At 62.7% G+C, this 19,305-nt stretch carries 19 protein-coding genes; 10 read left to right on the top strand and 9 right to left on the bottom strand.

Annotation, left to right across the window (positions count from 1 at the left end; translation table 11 throughout):
• Nucleotides 1–2: 2 nt before the first annotated feature.
• Nucleotides 3–1,046 carry an aldo/keto reductase gene (locus NKH28_RS04145; RefSeq protein ID WP_352977914.1) on the top strand — a complete coding sequence of 348 codons (1,044 nt, stop codon included), beginning with the start codon at nt 3–5 and terminating at the stop codon, nt 1,044–1,046.
• A 113-nt stretch (nt 1,047–1,159) separates the two neighbouring features.
• Nucleotides 1,160–1,318, top strand: coding sequence for a hypothetical protein (locus tag NKH28_RS04140; RefSeq protein WP_254817539.1), 159 nt, complete (start codon nt 1,160–1,162; stop codon nt 1,316–1,318).
• 51 nt (nt 1,319–1,369) lie between these two features.
• On the opposite strand, the gene NKH28_RS04135 is transcribed toward NKH28_RS04140, so the two are convergent.
• Nucleotides 1,370–1,627, bottom strand: a complete 258-nt coding sequence (locus NKH28_RS04135) for a DUF982 domain-containing protein (RefSeq protein ID WP_023674477.1) — start codon at nt 1,625–1,627, stop codon at nt 1,370–1,372.
• Nucleotides 1,628–1,723: 96 nt separating this feature from the next.
• Nucleotides 1,724–2,386 (bottom strand): GntR family transcriptional regulator, encoded by a 663-nt coding sequence (locus tag NKH28_RS04130; protein ID WP_352472024.1) that lies wholly within the window; start codon nt 2,384–2,386, stop codon nt 1,724–1,726.
• A 196-nt stretch (nt 2,387–2,582) separates the two neighbouring features.
• Here NKH28_RS04130 and NKH28_RS04125 point away from each other — a divergent pair, with 196 nt between their 5' ends.
• Together NKH28_RS04125 and NKH28_RS04120 are read left to right on the top strand one after the other, a co-directional pair.
• Nucleotides 2,583–3,833 carry a multidrug efflux MFS transporter gene (locus tag NKH28_RS04125; protein WP_352977913.1) on the top strand — a complete coding sequence of 417 codons (1,251 nt, stop codon included), beginning with the start codon at nt 2,583–2,585 and terminating at the stop codon, nt 3,831–3,833.
• Between the two features lie 53 nt (nt 3,834–3,886).
• A complete protein-coding gene (locus NKH28_RS04120; RefSeq protein ID WP_352472028.1) occupies nt 3,887–4,255 on the top strand; it encodes a DUF423 domain-containing protein in 369 nt (122 codons plus the stop codon).
• A 26-nt stretch (nt 4,256–4,281) separates the two neighbouring features.
• Here the strand turns inward: NKH28_RS04120 and NKH28_RS04115 are convergent, their stop codons facing one another.
• Both NKH28_RS04115 and NKH28_RS04110 read right to left on the bottom strand, forming a co-directional pair.
• A complete protein-coding gene (locus tag NKH28_RS04115) occupies nt 4,282–4,425 on the bottom strand; it encodes a hypothetical protein (protein ID WP_352472029.1) in 144 nt (47 codons plus the stop codon).
• Nucleotides 4,426–4,482: 57 nt separating this feature from the next.
• Nucleotides 4,483–4,626: a hypothetical protein gene (locus tag NKH28_RS04110; RefSeq protein WP_352472030.1), complete on the bottom strand. Its 144-nt coding sequence runs from the start codon at nt 4,624–4,626 to the stop codon at nt 4,483–4,485.
• A 161-nt stretch (nt 4,627–4,787) separates the two neighbouring features.
• On the opposite strand from NKH28_RS04110, the gene NKH28_RS04105 reads away from it, so the two are divergent.
• The gene (locus tag NKH28_RS04105) at nt 4,788–5,870 is read left to right on the top strand and encodes a LacI family DNA-binding transcriptional regulator (RefSeq protein WP_352682066.1); all 1,083 of its coding nucleotides are present in this window, start codon (nt 4,788–4,790) and stop codon (nt 5,868–5,870) included.
• 23 nt (nt 5,871–5,893) lie between these two features.
• Here the strand turns inward: NKH28_RS04105 and NKH28_RS04100 are convergent, their stop codons facing one another.
• A complete protein-coding gene (locus NKH28_RS04100) occupies nt 5,894–7,069 on the bottom strand; it encodes an OpgC family protein (protein ID WP_352977910.1) in 1,176 nt (391 codons plus the stop codon).
• Nucleotides 7,070–7,284: 215 nt separating this feature from the next.
• Here NKH28_RS04100 and NKH28_RS04095 point away from each other — a divergent pair, with 215 nt between their 5' ends.
• Nucleotides 7,285–7,959 carry an alpha/beta hydrolase gene (locus NKH28_RS04095; protein ID WP_352977908.1) on the top strand — a complete coding sequence of 225 codons (675 nt, stop codon included), beginning with the start codon at nt 7,285–7,287 and terminating at the stop codon, nt 7,957–7,959.
• A 9-nt stretch (nt 7,960–7,968) separates the two neighbouring features.
• On the opposite strand, the gene sthA is transcribed toward NKH28_RS04095, so the two are convergent.
• Nucleotides 7,969–9,357, bottom strand: coding sequence for a Si-specific NAD(P)(+) transhydrogenase (gene sthA, locus NKH28_RS04090; protein ID WP_352472033.1), 1,389 nt, complete (start codon nt 9,355–9,357; stop codon nt 7,969–7,971).
• Nucleotides 9,358–9,567: 210 nt separating this feature from the next.
• Between sthA and NKH28_RS04085 the strand changes: the two genes are divergently transcribed.
• The 3 genes from NKH28_RS04085 to NKH28_RS04075 all read left to right on the top strand — a co-directional run bounded on the left by NKH28_RS04085 (nt 9,568) and on the right by NKH28_RS04075 (nt 11,961).
• A complete protein-coding gene (locus tag NKH28_RS04085) occupies nt 9,568–10,038 on the top strand; it encodes an RDD family protein (protein ID WP_352472034.1) in 471 nt (156 codons plus the stop codon).
• 139 nt (nt 10,039–10,177) lie between these two features.
• A complete protein-coding gene (locus NKH28_RS04080; protein ID WP_352472035.1) occupies nt 10,178–10,942 on the top strand; it encodes an arginyltransferase in 765 nt (254 codons plus the stop codon).
• A 122-nt stretch (nt 10,943–11,064) separates the two neighbouring features.
• Entirely contained in the window at nt 11,065–11,961 is an 897-nt protein-coding gene (locus tag NKH28_RS04075; protein WP_352977906.1) for a DMT family transporter, read from the top strand.
• Here the strand turns inward: NKH28_RS04075 and NKH28_RS04070 are convergent.
• On the bottom strand, nt 11,949–13,169 hold the full coding sequence (locus tag NKH28_RS04070) for an AI-2E family transporter (protein ID WP_352472037.1): 1,221 nt from the start codon (nt 13,167–13,169) through the stop codon (nt 11,949–11,951). The two genes, NKH28_RS04075 and NKH28_RS04070, sit on opposite strands and share 13 nt — an antisense overlap.
• A gap of 250 nt (nt 13,170–13,419) precedes the next feature.
• Nucleotides 13,420–15,672 carry a DNA topoisomerase IV subunit A gene (gene parC, locus NKH28_RS04065; RefSeq protein WP_352977904.1) on the bottom strand — a complete coding sequence of 751 codons (2,253 nt, stop codon included), beginning with the start codon at nt 15,670–15,672 and terminating at the stop codon, nt 13,420–13,422.
• Between the two features lie 372 nt (nt 15,673–16,044).
• Between parC and NKH28_RS04060 the strand changes: the two genes are divergently transcribed.
• On the top strand, nt 16,045–17,259 hold the full coding sequence (locus NKH28_RS04060; protein ID WP_352918876.1) for an aq_1923 C-terminal domain: 1,215 nt from the start codon (nt 16,045–16,047) through the stop codon (nt 17,257–17,259).
• 80 nt (nt 17,260–17,339) lie between these two features.
• On the opposite strand, the gene aspS is transcribed toward NKH28_RS04060, so the two are convergent.
• Nucleotides 17,340–19,130, bottom strand: a complete 1,791-nt coding sequence (gene aspS, locus NKH28_RS04055; protein ID WP_352970558.1) for an aspartate--tRNA ligase — start codon at nt 19,128–19,130, stop codon at nt 17,340–17,342.
• Nucleotides 19,131–19,305: the final 175 nt, after the last annotated feature.

Below are 19,305 nucleotides of genomic sequence, written 5' to 3'. Positions count from 1 at the left end.
ACATGGAATACCGCACTCTCGGCCGTTCCGGGCTGAAGGTTTCAACGCTGACCATGGGCACCATGACGTTCGGCGGCGGCGGCGCGTTTTCGGCGGTCGGCAAGACCGACCTCGACGAGGCGCGCCGGATGATCGACCTTTGCATCGATGCCGGCGTCAATGTCATCGACACCGCCAACGTCTATTCGAACGGCGTGTCGGAAGAGATCATCGGCGAGGCGCTCGGCGGCAAGCGCAAGGGCGACGTGCTGATCGCCTCCAAGGCGCGCATGCGGATCGGCAAAGGCCCCAATGATGAAGGCCTGTCGCGCTACCATCTGATCCGCGAATGCGAGAGGAGCCTGAAGCGGCTCAGGACGGATGTCATCGACATCTATTTCCTGCACGAGTGGGATGGCCTGACACCGCTTGAGGAAACCATCACCGCGCTCGACACGCTGGTCGCGCAGGGCAAGGTCCGTTATGTCGGCTGCTCCAATTATTCCGGCTGGCAAGTGATGAAGGGGCTGGGGATCAGCGACCGTCATCACCAGCCGCGCTTCGTCACCCAGCAGATCCATTACACGTTGGAAGCGCGCGAGGCCGAGTATGAATTGTTGCCGATCTCGGTCGACCAGGGGCTCGGCGTGCTGGTCTGGAGCCCGCTTGCCGGCGGGTTGCTGTCCGGCAAATACCACCGTGACCAGCCGACCGCCCGCCAGCTCAGCGGCTGGTCGGAACCGCCGATCCGCGACGAGGACCGGCTGTGGCGGATCGTCGACACGCTGATCGATATCGGCAATAATCACGGCGTGTCGGCGGCGCAGGTGGCGCTTGCGTGGCTGCTCGGCCGGCCCGCTGTCAGTTCGCTGGTGATCGGCGGACGAACCGAAGCCCATTTCAAAGACAATATCGCCGCTGCAAGCCTTGTGCTTGCCGATGAGGAGCGCACACGGCTCGATGTGGTCAGCAGGCCGCCCGTGCTCTATCCCTACTGGCACCAGCAATTCACGGCAAAGGACCGGTTCGGGCCGGCCGATCTCGTTCTCGACCGCGACGGCGCCTGAAAAGCCGGGCTCTCCGGACTGCGCCGAGATATGGAGCCCGATCGTGCCTTGCGGTGTTGTGTTTGCGGTCCAATGCTCCTAGGCAAAGGCCAAGCACAACGAAAGGAAACGATATGGCACGAGCACCGAACTACGGTCAGGAACGCAAGGAACGCGACCGGCAGAAGGCTGCCAAGAAGGCGGAAAAGCAGGCTGCCAAGGTCGCAGCCAAGGAGCGATCGAAGCCCGAGGGCGAGAGCGAGTCCCAAACCAAAACCGAAACGGCAGAGTGATGATATCCGGGCTGCCAGGCGGGCCGGGCCTCGGTCAAATCCCGCTATGCCTCAGGCAGGCGCCTTGTCGCTGACGAAGACGTTCACTTCACGAGCGGCGGCAATGAAGGCCCGTCTTGCGTTCATGGCCGGCTTGTCGCCGGCCAGCGCATCATGACAGGCTTGCAACGCTTCGCGGTGCTTGGGGCTGCGCTTGCCGGGCCAATTGTTGAGGAGGTAGTCGGAAGCCTCGCGGGCCGTACGCAAGAGCTGATTGCTTCCCGCCGCGCCCTTGACGGTCACGGGTGTGTCAAATCGGTTGTTTTCCATCGCCGCTCTTACGCCATCGGCATTTGCGAAGCGAGACCGAAAGTAGCATTCTTCGCTCATCTGCTCTTTTCGTGATCAATGGCAGCCGATCCTCACTCAAGCGACGACGGCAAATCCACGGGCGCGCAGGCCGCGCCGGTCGTTGCGCAGCGAGGTCACCAGCCGGTCGCGGCTGCCGATGATATGGGCCGAAAGCAGGCGGGCGGCGGTATCGGCATCGCCGGCCCGCACCGCCGACAGAATGGCATGGTGTTCGGCCCAGGCGCGGCCGAGCGCTGCCTCGTCGCGAACCTCGAGCCAGCGGGCGCGCGACAGGCGCGTCATCGCATCGCGAACCGCTCTGAACAGGAACTCGTTGCCTGACAGGCGTGCCAGCTCGATATGAAAATCCCTGCCGACGCGATGCCATTCCTCGCGCGGCGTCTTGTCGTCGCAAGAATCGAGCATCGCCTCGATGATTTCGACGGCACTTCTGTCCTGCAAGGTGCAAGTCAGCCTGACTGCCGCGACCTCGACCGCCTCGCGATAGACGGCGATCTGCTCCAGCTCGGCAAGATTGATTGGCGAGACCGTCCAGCCGCGGCCGTCGCGGCAGATCAGGCCTTCGGTCTCGAGCCGCAGCAACGCAGCCCTGACCGGCGTGCGCGAGGCGCCGAAGCGGCTTTCGACCCAGCGCTCCGTCAGCCGCTCGCCGGGACCAATCTCGAGCCCGAGGATCATCTCGCGAAGCTGCTTTTCGACGTTCTGCATCTGCGACATTGGCGTTCCGTTCAGGTCATTCGTTCCGGCAATCGGGTCACTGGCCGGCGTTGGCCGATCACGCCGGCCTTTGTCGATCATGTTTGAGAGGCCCGCATTGACAGCGACGGGGCTTGCGTTCATGACAGATACCAGCTTGGTATCCCAAATTGGTATCCACAGCAAGTTCCATGCAAGCTGGCCGGACAGGACAGACATGCCGCAAGACGCCAACCGCGCCACGCACAACGTCCACTGGCGCCGCAATCTCGCCGTGTGTTTTGCCGGCTCGTTCAGCACGCTTGTAGCGATGACGCTGCTGTTGCCCTTCCTGCCGCTTTACGTCGAGCAGCTGGGCGCAGAGGGCCATGCGGCGATCGTGCAGTGGTCGGGCGTCGCCTACGGCGCCACCTTCCTTGCCGCCGCGCTGGTCGCGCCCCTGTGGGGGCGGCTAGGCGACCGTTACGGCCGCAAACTGATGCTGGTGCGCGCCAGTTTCGGCATGGCGCTGTGCATGTCGCTGACCGGCATGGTGCAGACTGTCTGGCAATTGGTGCTCTTGCGCCTGCTGATCGGCTTTGCCGGCGGCTATTCTTCGGGTTCGACCATCCTGGTTGCCATGCAGACGCCGAAGGATCGCTCCGGCTGGGCGCTGGGCGTGCTGTCGGCCGGTATCACCGCCGGTGCCCTGGTCGGTCCGCTGCTTGGCGGCGCGCTGCCGCCGCTGATTGGCATCCGCGCCACATTCCTGCTCGCCGGCGGCGTCATTTTCCTGGCTTTTCTGGCAACCACCTTGCTGATCAAGGAGGCGCCTCGCCCGGTTGCCGCCAAGCCCGCGTCAGAAGAAAAAGTGAAAGACAGCTGGTCGCAGATTCCCGACAAGCGCCCCGTCGTCGCCATGCTCGCGACCGGCATGCTGTTGAGTTTCGCCACCATGTCGATCGAGCCGATCATCACCGTCTATGTCCAGCAGCTCATCGAAGATCAGAGCCAGGTCACGCTGGTCTCCGGCATCGTCATGTCCGCGGCAGCGCTCGGCGCCATCCTGTCGGCGTCACGGCTCGGCAAGCTCGCCGACCGTATCGGCCACTGGAACGTGATCGTTGCCGCACTCGCCGTCTCGGCGCTGCTGCTGATCCCGCAGGCCTTCGTTACCCAGGGCTGGCAACTCGTCGTCCTGCGTTTCCTGATGGGCCTGGCGCTTGGCGGTCTTTTGCCCTGCATCACCAGCGTCATCCGCCACAATGTGCCCGACGGGGTCGGCGGCAATGTGCTTGGCTTGTCGATCTCGGCGCAATATGTCGGGCAGGTCGCCGGACCATTGCTCGGCGGCTTCGCCGGCGGCCATTTCGGTATGCGCTCGGTGTTTCTCGGCACATCCATTCTGATGGCGGGCGGAGCGGCCTATAACTGGCTGGTCCAGTCGCGCCGCGAGCGCGACATGCTGGCGGAAGCCGGCAAATCCTGACACGGTTCGCAGCACTATCTCAGGCGGTCGCTAGGAATCACGGAGGCGTGGACATGAGCACGGATGAACACGCGGCAGGCGGCCGCATTCTGGTTTTTGCCGGCGGCCTATGCGGCGCGGCTGGCGTGGCGCTTTCGGCGGCGGCGGCGCATCTCGGCGGCGCTTTCGTCGGTACGGCCGCATCCTTCCTGCTCTTGCATGCGCCGGTCTTCCTTGCCGTCGGGCTGCTCGGTGGCAATAGCATCCTGCGAACCGGAAGCCTCATCCTTCTCGTCGGGCTTCTGCTGTTCTCGGGAGATCTTTTGGCCCGCGACTTCCTTGGCTCGCGGCTGTTCCCGATGTCGGCGCCGATCGGCGGCACGTTGCTCATCGGCGGCTGGCTGATGATGGCCGCCTCGGCGCTGGTGCGGCCGCGCCCTTGACGCGGCAGCCAGGTTCGCCGGTTCTGTCAGTCTTGGCGACGTTCGGGCCGGACTTGGCCGTCGCGTTTGGCCGTTTTGACCACACGCCGCCGCTCCGGCCGTTCGGTGGCCGGCGATATGCCCCAATAATTGCGATAGATGTCTTCGAACAGATGCTTGATCGGGTGCATGGCTTAATCTCCTTTTTGAATCGATCCAATCAGCGGGCACAAAAAATAGGCCGCCGATCAGCTCCGCTTGCGTCCTACGAGGAAACGCAGGTCGCGAATCCACGGACCGGTCCTGTCGCGCCCCTTGCGGGCCTCCGCGCTCGAGCGGATGCTCCAGTCGTTCCGGTAAATGTCCTCGAACAGATAATTGACGGGGTGCATGGCACTCTCCTCTTGTATCGATCCAGTCTGCGGGCAAAACCGCTCTTGGATCGATTCAAGAATATGCGTCACAGCACAAATGTCAAGCAAAATTTGAATCGATCCAAGGAAGATGTTAGTAATCGGCACTACTGTCGGACAGGAGTCCTGGAGACGAACAAATGACATCACCCACCGAGGGCAGCAGGAGGCCCATCCGGCTGGCGGACATCGCCAAAGCCGCGGGCGTATCGCACGGCACTGCCTCCAATGCCTTCAGCCGTCCCGAAATCGTGCGCGAGGAAGTCCGCGAGCGGGTCAAGGCGGCGGCCGAGGCGCTGGGCTATGCCGGCCCGGATCCCAAGGGCCGGCTGCTGCGCGCCGGCAAGGTCAATGCAATCGGCGTCGCCACAACCGAGCCGCTGTCCTATTTCTTCGACGACCCGTTTGCCCGCGTGATGATGGCCGGCATCTCGGAAGCCTGCGACGCCACCGGCGCGGGGATAGCCCTCGTGTCGGCTGGCAACGAGGAAAAACTTGCCTGGAATATCCAGAGCGCCCTCGTGGACGGCTTCATCCTTTTCTGCATCGAGGGCGGTCCGCGTCTCGTTGAGCTGACGCGCGAACGAAAGCTCCCCTTCGTCGCGCTCGAGCTCGGCTCGCAGGACGAGACGGTCTCGGCGATCAGTATCGACAATGTTGCCGGCGGCCGGCTCGCGGCGCGCCATCTGGCGGAACTTGGACATCGCCGCTTCGCCGTGCTGTCGCTGGCCTTCGCCGACGACAGCACCGGTCTTGTCTCGCCCGAGCAGGTCCGGACCGCAGTCTATACCGGAACCCGTGACCGCCTCCTCGGCTATTTCGAAGAGCTTTCCCGGTTTGGTGTCGACACCGCCAAGGTGCCGGTCTACGAGACGGAAAACGATAAGGCGAGCACAAGGGCCGGTCTCGAAACCATCTTCGCCTCGGCGGAACCGCCGACCGCCATCCTGGCGATGTCGGACCGGATCGCGATGGTGGCATTGGAATGGCTCAACGCACGGGGCATCGCGGTTCCCCGCGATATTTCCGTCGTCGGCTTCGACGGCGTGCCTGAAGCCGCAACTTGCGAGCCTCCGCTCACCACCATCGCCCAGCCGATCGCCGAGATCGGCCGCCGGGCAGCGCGAAGAATCCTCGACTTCGACGGCACCGTGCGGCGAGAAACGCTCGACGTCGAACTTGTCGTCAGGGCATCTTCCGGACCGCCGCCAAGTACAGGCTGACTGGGGCAGATCGGCTCCAAATCTTACCTGTTGGCCGCCATGGGACCGATGCCAAAGGATGGACGGACAGGCGGCGCCTCATTGCGGACCGGCTTGCCCTTGCCGGACCAGCCGATAGCGGACAGCCATTCCAGATAGAAGGCGAGCGCGAACTGCATGGCGATGCCGGCGGCGAGCAGCAGACTGTCATAGGCAAAGCCGCCCGGGTTGACCAGCTTCATCACCTGCGCCGCCATGGCAATCACCGTGCCGGCAATGAAAACCGGCAGCGAGCGTTTGCCCAATATGGCGAGCGGATTGTCGCGGCCGGTGCGGAACAGGTTCGAGACGAAAGGCAAGGCGACAACCAGGTAGCTCATCGCCAGGATGTGCAGCAGTCGCGGCAACGACAGGAACGTCTTGTCGAAACCGGTCAGCACCACCGGCAGGTCGAGCCACGACACATGCCCCCACAGCGGGCTGTGCACCCAGACGAGCGCCGTCAGCACATAGGCGGCGGCCGCGCCGACCAGCCAGCGATTGACCGGGATGGTGCCGCCGCGCCGCACATGCAACACGCTGGCCATGCCGATATTGAACAGCAATTGCCATGACAGCGGATTGAGGAACCAGAAGCCGGGCTCCGGGTAGTTCGGCGGCGCGATCTGGTAGATTCCGGCAATCAGCCAAAGGGCTGCGGACACAGCAAGCGCCGCCAGTGGCCGGTAGCTGATGAACAGCAGGAAGACCGGCGCCATCAACAGCAGCGCCGCATAGACCGGCAGTATGTTGTTGTAACCGAGCTGATGGCCGAGCGTGACGATGCCGACCAGGACTTGTGGCGGGTTCCTGACGAGCGGCTCGATGTTGATCAGCGTCAGAAGGTCCGGCCGTTTCGCAAACACCGCCGCCGCGCAGAAGATGGCCATGACCACCATCGTCGTGACGATGTGGGTGACGTAGAGCACGCCGGCGCGGCGCCACATTTTCAGCGTTGCAATCAGCCGGTTTCCCGGCTGGAACTTAGTGCCGTAGGCGAGAGCGACGGACATGCCGGAGATCAGCACGAAGGCCTCGGCCGCATCGGAAAACCCGAAATTCTTGTAGGTCAGGGTTTCGAAAACGGTGCCCGGCACGTGGTCGATGAATATGGTCAGGAGGGCGAGAGCCCGGAACACGTCAATACGCGTATCGCGTTCCGGCGAAACTGGCATGGTCATCGATAAAAGGCCTTAAAGCTGGTTGTTTATGCCCGGCATGCGATCACTCGGGCGACCACCCGGCGCACACTGCTTCGATCCCCCCGCGGGGATTATATGGGCAAAGAAACGGACTGAAATGCGCCCGGTTCAATCAACTTTCGCGGAGCTTGAAAATATTCCGTTTTGAAGCCGGCAAATTAACGAAAGTAACGCGGAATCAAAAGGATGTGCCTATGGCCGAGCAAAGCCTCGAAGACGGTATTTTGCAGGAGAATTCAGGCTTTTTCTACCGGCTCCATCGATCCGCCAATTTACCCGGTGACTGGCTGTTCCTGTTGCATGGATCGGGTGTCGACGAGACGACCTTGCTGCCGCTTGGTCGGCAAATCGCGCCGCATGCGGCGCTGGTTACGGTCCGTGGCCGCATCCCTCAGGAGGACGGTTTCCGCTGGTTCACGCGAATCAACCCGACGCGATTCGAGCAGGCAAGTGTCCGCGCGGAGGCAGATGCGTTTGCAGGCTTCGTCGCCGGCGTCGCGAAGCGCCACAGCCTCGATCTCCGCCGCGCGACCTTTCTCGGCTATTCGAACGGCGCCAATTTGGTTTCAAGCGTCATGCTGCTGCATCCGGGCGTGATCGAGCGCGCTGCATTGCTGCGTCCGATGCCGGTGCTCGACGAGGTGCCGCCGGCCGACCTGTCGAAGGCGCGGGCTCTGATCGTTGCCGGCGCCGCCGACCTGACCTACGCGCCATTCGCGCCGGTGCTGGCCGCTGTACTGAACTCGCATGGCGCCAAGGTCGAAACCCACACCATTGCCTCCGGCCATGAAATTGGCGATCCGGACGCCGACATCGTCAGGCAATGGCTGGCGGATCCTGCGGTCGCCGTTGCAGCGTCGGATCGATGAGCCCCGAAGCTACCCTCGCCCCATGCGGTTCCAGGCGTCCAGCCCGGCGATCTTGTAGGCTTCGGCCAGCGTCGGATAGTTGAAGGTGTTGTTGACGAAGAAGTCGACGGTGCCGCCGAGATTGATGACCGCCTGGCCGATGTGGATGAGTTCGGTCGCGCCCTCGCCGACAATATGGGCGCCGAGCAGACGGCGTGTTTCGATCGAGAACAGAAGCTTCAGGAACCCGGTGTTGACGCCCATTATGTGGCCGCGCGATGTCTCGCGGAACCGCGCCACGCCGACCTCGTAGGCGGCACCACTCTCGCGCACCTGCTCCTCGGATTGCCCGACGGTGGAGATTTCCGGCACGGCGTAGATGCCGTAGGGAAAGGTTTCGGGCGGGGGCGGCAAGGGCACGCCGAAGGCATGGCAGGCGGCCACCCTGCCCTGCTCCATCGAGGTCGATGCCAGGCTCGGAAAGCCGATGACATCGCCGGCGGCATAGATGTTGGGCGCGCTGGTCTGGAAGGTCTGCGGATCGACCTTGATGCGGCCTCGCGAATCAGCCTCGATGCCGACGGCGTCGAGCCCTAAATTGCCGACATTGCCGGTGCGTCCCGCGGCATAAAGCACGATCTCGGAACGTATGGTGCGGCCGTCGGCCAGCGTCACCTCAGCATAGTCGGGTTTCGAGGCGATCTCCTTGACGGCACTGCCCAATCGGATGGTCATGCCGCGGTCGCGCATCTGATGGATGAAGTCGTCGACGATCTCGCGGTCGACGAAATCCAACATCGTGTTGCGCGGCTCGACCAGTGTCACCGGAACGTCGAGTGCCGAAAAGATTGTCGCATATTCGACGCCGATGACGCCGGCGCCGATCACCGTCAGCGTGCGCGGTAGCCGATCGAGCTCCAGCATCTCGTCGCTGTCGAAGATCCGTGTCTTGTCGAACGGCACGTCGCGCGGCCGGTGCGGCCGGGTGCCGACCGCGATCAGCGCATGGGCGAAGCCAACCTCGCTGTAGTCGCCGGTGTCGGTGGTCAGGCTGACCTTGTTGGGGCCCAGGAATTTTACCGCGGCGCGCGCACTCTTGACCGTGTTGCGCATGAACTGGTGCTGCAGCACCTCGACCTCATGGTCGAGCGTCTTGTGCAGGCGCTCGACCAGATCGCCGACCGAAATGTCCTGCTTGACGCGGTAGCCGCGTCCATAAAAGCCGCGCTCGCGCCAGCCGGAGAGGTTGAGCACCGTCTCGCGCAACGTCTTCGACGGTATAGTGCCGGTATGCACCGAAACGCCGCCGAGACGCCGGCCCCTGTCGACCACCAGCACCGACTTGCCGAGCTTGGCCGACTGCACCGCGGCGCGGCGCCCGGATGGGCCGCTGCCGATGACCAGCATGTCGTAGTCCATGTCGCCCCGTCCCCTCGGCTCGGCGCGCTTTGTGCGCCGCAGCAAACTAACGCTATCCGCGCCGTGAATTCAACAAGTCAGACGGCCCCAGGCGCTCTGTCGCCATCTACACGGCGGCGAAAGGCTCGATCTTGATTCCGCCGCGAACCTTCACCATTTCATCAATACGCGGCCCGTGCATTAACCCGGGTTCGATTACGAGGAAATGACATGAACGCTCGCGTTCTCGACGGCGAAATCATCACCAGCAGGCTCGAAGATGTCCGCTCTTATGAGGGCGTGCGCACGCGGCGCATTCTCGCTTTCGTCATCGACTATTTCATCGTCGCGCTGCTCACCATTCCATTCGCGATCCTGGTGTTCCTGTTCGGGCTGTTGACGCTCGGCCTCGGCTGGATGCTGTTTTCCATTCTCGTGCCGACCGTCGCCATCCTCTACATCTGGAACACGCTCGGCAGTAAAGACCAGGCCACCACCGGCATGAAGATGATGGGCATCCGGCTCGACCGACTCGACGGCAGCCGCATCGACGGGCTGACCGCCGTCGTGCATTCGGTGCTGTTTTGGGCCGGTAATGTCATCCTTTCGCCGCTGGTCCTGCTGGTGAGCCTGTTTTCCGACCGCAAGCGCACGCTGCACGACCTGCTGCTCGGCACCGTTGTCAGCCGCAGTGGCCGCTGAGCAGACTTTTGAAGCGCGGCCGCAGCCTTTGCTCACAAATGTGAAGACGTCCAATCAACCAGGCTTTCACAATTCCTGTTGAATTTTTCGGCGTCCGCGCCAAAGGTAGAGCGATTCGCAGGAGTATTTCCAAGGCTCGATGACGCAGCACCCGACCCAGTCGCCGCAGTTCTTTCTGACCGCGCCCTCGCCATGTCCCTATCTCGAGGGCCAGTTCGAGCGCAAGGTGTTCACACACTTGGTCGGCGACAAGGCCCCCGAGATGAACGATCTGTTGACGCAGGGCGGTTTCAGGCGCTCGCAGAACATCGCCTACAGGCCGGCCTGCGAGACCTGCCGCGCCTGTGTGTCCGTGCGCATCCTGGCGCAGGAATTCACCGCCAGCCGCAACATGAAACGGGTCATACAGCATAATTCGGATCTGGTCGGCGCCATGCACGACGCCGAACCCTCCACCGAACAGTATTCGCTGTTCCGCAGCTATCTCGACGTCCGCCACCGCCGTGGCGGCATGTCTGACATGACCGTGCTCGACTACGCCATGATGGTCGAGGATACCCATGTCGACACCAAGGTCATCGAATACCGTCGCCGCGGACCTGACAGCTTCATTACCGGCAAGGGCCAGGGCGAACTGATCGCCGTGGCGCTTACCGACAAGATGGCCGATGGCCTGTCGATGGTCTATTCCTACTTCAACCCGGACTTCGAGGACCGTTCGCTCGGCACCTTCATGATCCTCGATCACATCGCCCGCGCCAGGGCGATGGGCCTGCCCCATGTCTACCTGGGTTACTGGGTCAACGGCTCGCGCAAGATGAATTATAAGATGCGCTTCCAGCCGCAGGAGCATCTCGGCCCGAAAGGCTGGGAACGCTACAATCACGAAGCGGTTTCGCGCTGATCTTCGCTTTCGGTATTCACTCTTAAATTGTTTCGAGGAGGATGCCGCTGGGCTTCCGGCCGATCGGCTGGGAAACCGGGCGGGTCAATTTTGCGCCTCCAAGCCTACGCGAGAATTGCCGCATGTCTTCCCACAACGACCACCAGAGAGGCCTTCTGATCACCGCCACCGGCGGGCTGACGCTGACCGTCGACATTCCGCTGATCCGGCTCGCCGACGGCGAGGCGTGGACGATCCTGCTGTTGCGCACCGGCACGACCTTCGTCGCCACGCTTATCATCTGGGCCGCCTGGCGATCGCTGAGCGCAAAGGCACCGCAGCTTGTGCCGGGCTGGTCAGGGCTCATCGTTGCCGGCCTCTACGGGCTCGGCTCGATCGCCTTCATCACCGGTGTCTACAATACCTCGACAGCCAACCTCGTTTTCATCCTGGCGTTCACAACCATGTTCGCGGCCCTTTTGTCATGGCTGTTCCTGAAGGAGAGGCCACGGCCCCTGACGCTTGCAGCGCTGGCACTTATGATCGTCGGCGTGACGATCATTGTCGGCGATTCCGTTGGAACCGGACATCTCTTCGGCGACCTGATGGCGCTATGCTCGGCTTTCATGATCGCCGCGGCCATCACCATCTCGCGCGCCAGCGGCAAGGATATGGGTTTCACGGCGCTGATCGGAGTGGTCCTGCCGCTGGCCGTCGCCACCCTGATGGTTTCCAAGGTGGGTTTTCACGTCAACGCGCCATGGTGGATCGTCTTCAACGGTGCCGTCATCATGCCGATCTCGTTCTTCTGCCTCGCCAACGGCCCGAAATACATCTCCGGGCCGGAGGTGGCGATGTTCTACCTGCTTGAAACCGTGCTGGCGCCGGTCTGGGTGTGGATGATCTTCGCCGAAACACCGACGCGCAACAGCCTGATCGGCGGCGCGATCCTCATCATGACCTTGATCGGCCATTCGCTCTGGCAGTTGCACGACGGGCGCAAGCGCCGCGCCACGTTCGCCGTCAGTCACCCGGCCTGATTCTTTTTCGCGGCGGCGCGTTCGGCAACAATTTCAATCTGCGGCGGTGCATCTTCCTGCTCCGCCGGTTCGGCGGCAGCGAGTTCATCGGTCAGTTCCACCTCGCGCAGCCATTCGCGCCAGATTGCGACCAGCAGGGCCATCAGCACCGGGCCGATGAACAGGCCGAGAAAACCCATTGTCTTGACGCCGCCGATCAGGCCGAAAAAGGTTGGCAGGAAGGGCAGCTTTATCGGCCCGCCGACCAGCTTCGGGCGCAATGTCTTGTCGACGATGAAGAGTTCGACCGCGCCCCAGACGAACAGCGCCAGCCCCGCCATCGGCGAGCCGCTGGCGGCGAGATAGATCGAGACCAGCGTGAACGACAGCGGCGCGCCGCCGGGGATAAGCGCCATGATGCCGGTCAGCGCGCCGAGCGTCACCGGCGACGGTACGCCGGCCAACCAGTAAGCGATGCCCAGCACCAGTCCTTCGCCGATGGCGATAACGGTCATACCGGTAACCGTCGACGAGATCGTCGCCGGCACCACGCGTGAGATCCGTTCCCATCGGGCCGGCAGGATGCGTTCGCCGAGGCGATCGACCTGCCCGGCGAAATGCTCGCCGTCGCGATAGGCAAAGAACAATGCGATCATCATGAACAGCAGCGTCAGCAAAAGTCCGAAGGCGCTGCCGCCGGCGGCAAGCGCGCCGCGATAGATGCTGCCGATATTGGCGCCGCTGATCAGCTGGATCAGTTCGCCGATACCGCCTGGATGGCCAACGTTGACCGTCCACTGTTCATTGAGCCATTCGCCTACTACAGGCAGCGTGGCGATCCAGTGCGGCGTCGGCGCGCCGTAGCGGTTGGTCTCGATAGCCCAGCCGACCCATTCGCGCACCTCGTTGATGGCGTAGGTGCCGGCAAGCGCGATCGGCACCACCAGGAAGGTCAGGATGAACAGGATCGCAAGCGTAGCGGCAATCGTGCGGTTGCCGCCGACGCCTGCGAGCAGCCGCCGATAGAGCGGCCAACTGGCGAAAGCGATAACCAGGGCGGCAAGGACCGGGAACAGGAAGCCGTGGAAAAAATATACGCCGGCGGCGACGATCAGCACCAGGAGCCAGCGCGCCGCCGACAGCGGCGGAATGACAGCGGCCCTGAGCGGCGTCGACAGGCCAAACAGACGCTGCTGCCGCTCCGGCTTCTGGATCCTGACTTCCTTCAAGCGGCTACCTCTCCCTGGCCCATCGTATCGCTTATGCCCTGATATAGTGCAGCAATCGTGACGACATTCCAAATGTTCGGGTGGCGCTGCTAATCTCCCCCCTTGAGGGGGAGATGGCCGGCAGGCCAGAGGGGGTCGCCGCGCGTGAGACGCCAGTCTCCTCTGTCTGCGATAAGGGTCGCGTCTGGACGTTCCGACCCCCTCTGTCGCCTTCGGCGACATCTCCCCCTCAAGGGGGGAGATTACCGCTTCACCCGAACTTGCCAGTCCTCGGGAAACCCTTCGGCACCATGCGGCCGGCCGAGGCGCGGGCGCCGATCCATTCGGCAAGCTCGTCACGCGATTTGGTGAAGGTGCGGTCTGCCGAATCCTGCCAGGACAGGCCGCTTGCGAGCGTGAAGGTCTTGAGGTCGAGGACGCCGCCATCCTTGTATTTCTGCAGGCGCACGCCCTTGCCGCGCCCCATCTCCGGGATCTCGGCCAGCGGGAATACCAGCATCTTGCGGTTCTCGCCGACAATGGCGAGATGGTCGCCGGCGACGCTCACGCAGCGCTGGGCTTCGTCGGGCGCCTTGACGTTCATCACCTGCTTGCCCTTGCGGGTGTTGGCGACGACTTCTTCTTCCGGCACGATGAAACCGTTGCCGTCATGCGACACCAGCAGCAGCTTGCGCTTGGGATCATGGACGAAGGCGGTGACGATATCCTGGTCGTTGTCCATGTCGACGATGATGCGGATCGGCTCGCCGTGGCCACGCCCACCCGGCAGCCGGTCGGCGCCGATCGTGTAGAACTTGCCGCCGGTGGTGAAGACCAGCACCTTGTCGGTCGTCTGGGCGTGGAAGGCGAGCTTGAGGCTGTCGCCTTCCTTGAAGGTCAGGGCCGAATGGTCGGTCAGATGACCTTTCATGGCCCTCAGCCAGCCCTTTTCCGAAACGACCACGGTGACCGGCTCGCGCTCGATCATGGCGTGGGCGATATCGGTCAGGTCATGCTCGGGTGCGTCGGCGAACTCGGTGCGGCGCTTGCCGATCTCGGTGTCGGGCCCGTATTTCTGGCGAACATTGGCGACTTCCCACTTGATCGTCGCCCACTGCTTGGCGTCGGACGCAAGCAGTGCCTCGATCTGCTTCTTCTCGCCGGTCAGGCCATTGAATTCCTCGCGGATTTCGAATTCCTCGAGCTTGCGCAGCGCTCTCAGCCGCATGTTGAGGATGGCTTCAGCCTGGGTGTCGGTCAGCGACCAGCGCACCATCATCACCTGCTTGGGCTCGTCCTCCTCGCGGATGATCCTGATCACCTCGTCGATGTTGAGGTAGGCGATCAGATAGCCGGCGAGGATCTCCAGCCGCCTTTCGATCTCGCCGAGGCGGTGCTTGGAGCGGCGGATCAGGACGTCGCGGCGGTGCTCCAGCCATTCCTTGAGCACACCTTTCAGCGACAGCACGTTCGGCACCTTGCCGCGCGACAACACGTTCATGTTGAGCGGAAAGCGGCTTTCGAGCTCGGTCAGCTTGAACAGCGATTCCATCATGATGCCGGGATCGACCGAGCGGCTCTTCGGCACCAGCACGACGCGGATGTCCTCGGCGCTCTCGTCGCGGATATCCTCGAGCAACGGAAGCTTGCGCGCCATCAAGAGCTCGGCGATCTTTTCGATCAGTCTGGCCTTCTGGACGCCGTAAGGGATTTCGGTGACGACTATGTTCCAGGTGGCCCTGCCCTGGTCCTCCTGGCTCCACTTCGCCCTGACGCGAAAGCCGCCGCGACCCGTTTCGTAGGCTTCGAGGATCGAGGCTCGGCTGTCGACGATGATGCCGCCGGTCGGGAAATCCGGACCTTGCACGAAATCCATCAGCTTGGTGACGGGCGCATCCGGATGATCGATCAGGTGAAGCGCGGCGTCGCAGAGCTCGGCCGCATTGTGCGGCGGGATCGAGGTCGCCATGCCGACGGCGATGCCGGACGAGCCGTTGGCGAGCAGGTTCGGGAAGGCGCCGGGCAGCACGGCCGGCTCCTCGTCTTCCTCGTTGTAGGTCGGGCGGAAATCGACGGCGTCCTCGGTGATGCCTTCCAGCAGCAGCGTCGACACTTCGGTCATGCGCGCTTCGGTGTAGCGCATGGCGGCGGCGTTATCGCCGTCGATATTGCCGAAATTGCCCTGCCCGTCGACCAGCGGGTAGCGCATCGAAAAATCCTGCGCCAACCGCACCAACGCGTCGTAGATCGACTGGTCGCCATGCGGATGGAATTTGCCCATCACCTCGCCGACGATGCGGGCGCATTTGGCAAAACCCTGGTCGGGGTTGAGCCGCAACAGGCGCATGGCATGCATGATGCGACGATGCACCGGCTTCAATCCGTCGCGCACGTCCGGCAGCGCCCGGTGCATGATGGTCGACAGCGCGTAGGCGAGATAGCGCTCTTCCAGCGCCTTCTTCAGATCGACCGGCTCAATATTGTCGCCGCCGCCACTCTCGGGCGGCAAAAGCCTTTTTCCCATGGGCTGGCACTAGCCGAGCGGGTGATTCGCGGCAAGAGGCACACCGGTATGCGTGCTCCTAAAGCGCATCGCGTTCGACCGGCCCCATGCGACGCTTTAGGTCCTTGTTTTGATGCATGTCGTTATCGCAAAACCGTTGCACATTTTTGCGCGACACCCATTATGCAACAGGAATTGGAAGCGTCGCGACGCCGGCCAACATCAATCCGTTACATCCTGCTTCTATCGCAAGGCTGATGGATCGGGTTTGCCTTTGGCCGCGATTTTCGACCATTGTGCCGAGGCCCGCCTTTTTCCGGTCCAGTTCGTCACCGAATGGTGACGACGCGACGATTTGAAAAGAATTTCAGGACACTCTCAGGGGAGCTCTCGATGACGATCAGACACTCGACACTTATTAAAAGACACTCGACACTTGTTAAGAGACTGGCTTTTTCGACCTTTTTGCTGACGCTGCCGCTGAATGCGGCGTTCGCGCAGGATACCGCGGTCGCCGACCGGCTGAAGGCGGCCCTCGCCGCGCAGGGTGTCGACCTCTCCTGGACCGGAGTAACCGGCGACACCTCCAGCATGGTTCTGCAAGGCGTAGCGGTCAAACCGGCGGCCGAAAAGGAGGCGCTCAAGATCGGCGACGTCAAGCTCGAAGGTGTGACCGAAGCCAATGGCGGCTATCAAATCGCGACCGTATCGACGTCGCCGTTCGAACACAGCGAAGATGGCGTCACGCTCAATCTCAGCCCCTTCGTCATCCACGACATGACGGTTCCGGCCGAAGGCGCAACCGGTCCGCTGGGCTCGCTGATGATGTACAAATCGGCCGAGCTCGACAACATGACAGTCAAAGTGGCTGACAAAACTGCTTTCTCGATGGACGGGCTTGCCATCGCAATCACGCCGCCGGCCGACGGCAAGGCCATGGCGTTTTCCGGCACTACGGAAAAATTCGCTGCCGACCTGACCCTGGTCGAAGATCCGAAGTCCAAGGAAGTCATCAACGCACTCGGCTACCAGAACATAACAGGCAATCTTGAGATGGAAGGCACCTGGCAGCCTACCGACGGCAGGATGGACTTGTCGAAATACGAAATATCGGTCGACAATGCCGGCACGCTCGGCATGACCTTCGATCTCGGCGGCTACACGCTGGACGTCATCAAATCACTGCAGGAGATGCAGAAGAAGATGGCAGCGCAGCCCGAAGGCGCGGACAATTCGGCGCAAGGCATGGCCATGCTCGGGCTGCTGCAGCAGCTTTCGTTCAACAGCGCCTCGATCCGCTTCGACGACGATTCGTTGACCAAAAAGGTGCTCGATTATGCCGGCAAGCAGCAAGGCATGTCCGGCAAGGACATCGCCAACCAGGCCAAGGCGATCGTGCCCTTCGGCATGGCGCAGCTCAACAATCCGGAACTGACCGCGCAGGTTTCGGCCGCGGTCAACAAGTTCCTCGACGATCCGCAAAGCATCGAGGTCTCGGCCGAGCCGCCGGCAGCGGTGCCGTTCGCGCTGATCATGGCGGGCGCCATGTCCAACCCGCTCGACCTGCCGAAAACGCTCGGCGTGACGGTTACGGCAAACGAAGACTGACCGAGACAGGCTTCAAGCAAAAAGCCCGGCAGCGATGCCGGGCTTTTTTATGAATCAACAGCACCGGTTCGGAGCGTTTTCTAAACCTCTTTCCTCGTCGCCACCACCCGCAGCGACAATTCGCGAAGCTGCTGCGGGCTGGCTTCCGACGGCGCGCTCATCAACAGGTCGTAGGCCTGCTGGTTCATCGGGAACATAGTCACTTCGCGCAGGTTTCTGGCGCCGACCAGAAGCATGACGACGCGGTCGATGCCGGCCGCCATACCGCCATGCGGCGGCGCGCCATACTGGAAGGCGCGATAAAGACCGCCGAAGCGCTCTTCGACCGTCGCGCGGTCCAGCCCGACGGTTTCGAACGCCTTGACCATGGTTTCGGGCAGATGGTTGCGGATGCCGCCGGAGGCGATCTCGAAACCGTTACAGACCATGTCGTACTGGAACGCCTTGATGCCGAGCAGATCCTCGCCGTTAAGCGCATCGATGCCGCCTTGTGGCATCGAGAAAGGATTGTGCGCGAAGTCGATCTTCTTCTCCTCCTCGTTCCATTCGAAGAACGGGAAGTCGACGATCCAGCACAATTCGAAGCGGTCGCGGTCGACAAGATTGAGCTCCTCGCCGGCGCGGGTGCGCGCCGCTCCCGCGAAGGAGACGAACTTCTTCGGATCACCGGCGACGAAGAAGGCGGCATCGCCATCGGCGAGGCCGAGTTGTTGTCGGATCGCCTCGGTGCGCTCCTCGCCGATGTTCTTGGCCAGCGGCCCGGCGCCTTCGAGCTTCTCGCCCTCCTTGCGCCAGAAGATGTAGCCGAGGCCGGGCTGGCCCTCGCCTTGCGCCCATGAGTTCATGCGGTCGCAGAAGGCGCGCGACCCGCCGGTCTTGGCCGGAATGGCCCAGACCTCGGCCTTCGGATCGTTGGCAAGGATGTTGGCAAATACCTTGAAGCCAGAGCCGCGAAAATGATCCGAGACGGCCTGCATCTCGATCGGGTTGCGCAGGTCCGGCTTGTCGGTGCCGTATTTGCGCATGGCGACATCATAGGCAATGCGCGGAAACTTCTCCGTCACCGGCTTGCCGGCGGCAAAGGTCTCGAACACCCCCCGCATCACCGGCTCCATGGTGGTGAACACATCCTCCTGCTCGACGAAGCTCATCTCAACGTCGAGCTGGTAGAATTCACCCGGCAGACGGTCGGCGCGCGGGTCCTCGTCGCGGAAGCAGGGCGCAATCTGGAAGTAGCGGTCGAAGCCGGACACCATGATCAGCTGCTTATATATCTGCGGTGCCTGCGGCAGCGCATAGAAAGTGCCGGGGTGGATGCGCGACGGCACCAGAAAGTCGCGCGCCCCTTCCGGCGACGAGGCGGTCAGGATCGGCGTCGAGAATTCCGTGAAGCCGACCTCGCCCATCAGCTTGCGCATCGAGGCGATGATTTTCGTCCGCGCAACGATATTCTTGTGCAGCGTGTCGCGGCGCAGGTCGAGGAAGCGGTATTTGAGGCGGATGTCCTCTGGATAATCCGGCTCGCCGAAGACCGGCAGCGGCAATTCCCTGGCGGCCGACAGTACCTCGATCTCGCGCGCGAAAATCTCGATCTCGCCGGTCGGCAAATTGGGGTTCACGGTGTCGGCGAGGCGCGCCTTGACCTCGCCGTCGACGCGCACAACCCATTCGCCGCGCAGGGTCTCGGCGATCTTGAAGGCAGGCGAATCCGGATCGGCGACGATCTGGGTCAGGCCGTAATGGTCGCGCAAATCGATGAACAGCAAGCCGCCATGGTCGCGCACGCGATGCACCCAGCCCGACAGGCGAACGGTCGAGCCGACGTCGGCCTTCCTCAACTGGGCACAGGTATGGCTGCGGTAACGATGCATTGTCATTCTTAAAGTCCGGATGTTGGGTTGCGGCCAAGGCATGATGGCCCAGCCTGAAAATTTGCGCGAAAAGCACATGAGAGGGTGCATTTGTCAAGGCAAGCGGCAGCCGGGTCGAGTTCGCGTTCTTCCCGCCCCTTCCCACCGGCATCAATTTATGCTCGAGGCGTCAATC

The sequence above is a fragment of the Mesorhizobium sp. M1227 genome, from assembly GCF_040318315.1.
Taxonomy (GTDB): Bacteria; Pseudomonadota; Alphaproteobacteria; order Rhizobiales; family Rhizobiaceae; genus Mesorhizobium.
The sequence above is the reverse complement of the archived record's forward strand: the minus strand, read 5'-3'. Positions and strand labels throughout refer to the sequence as shown.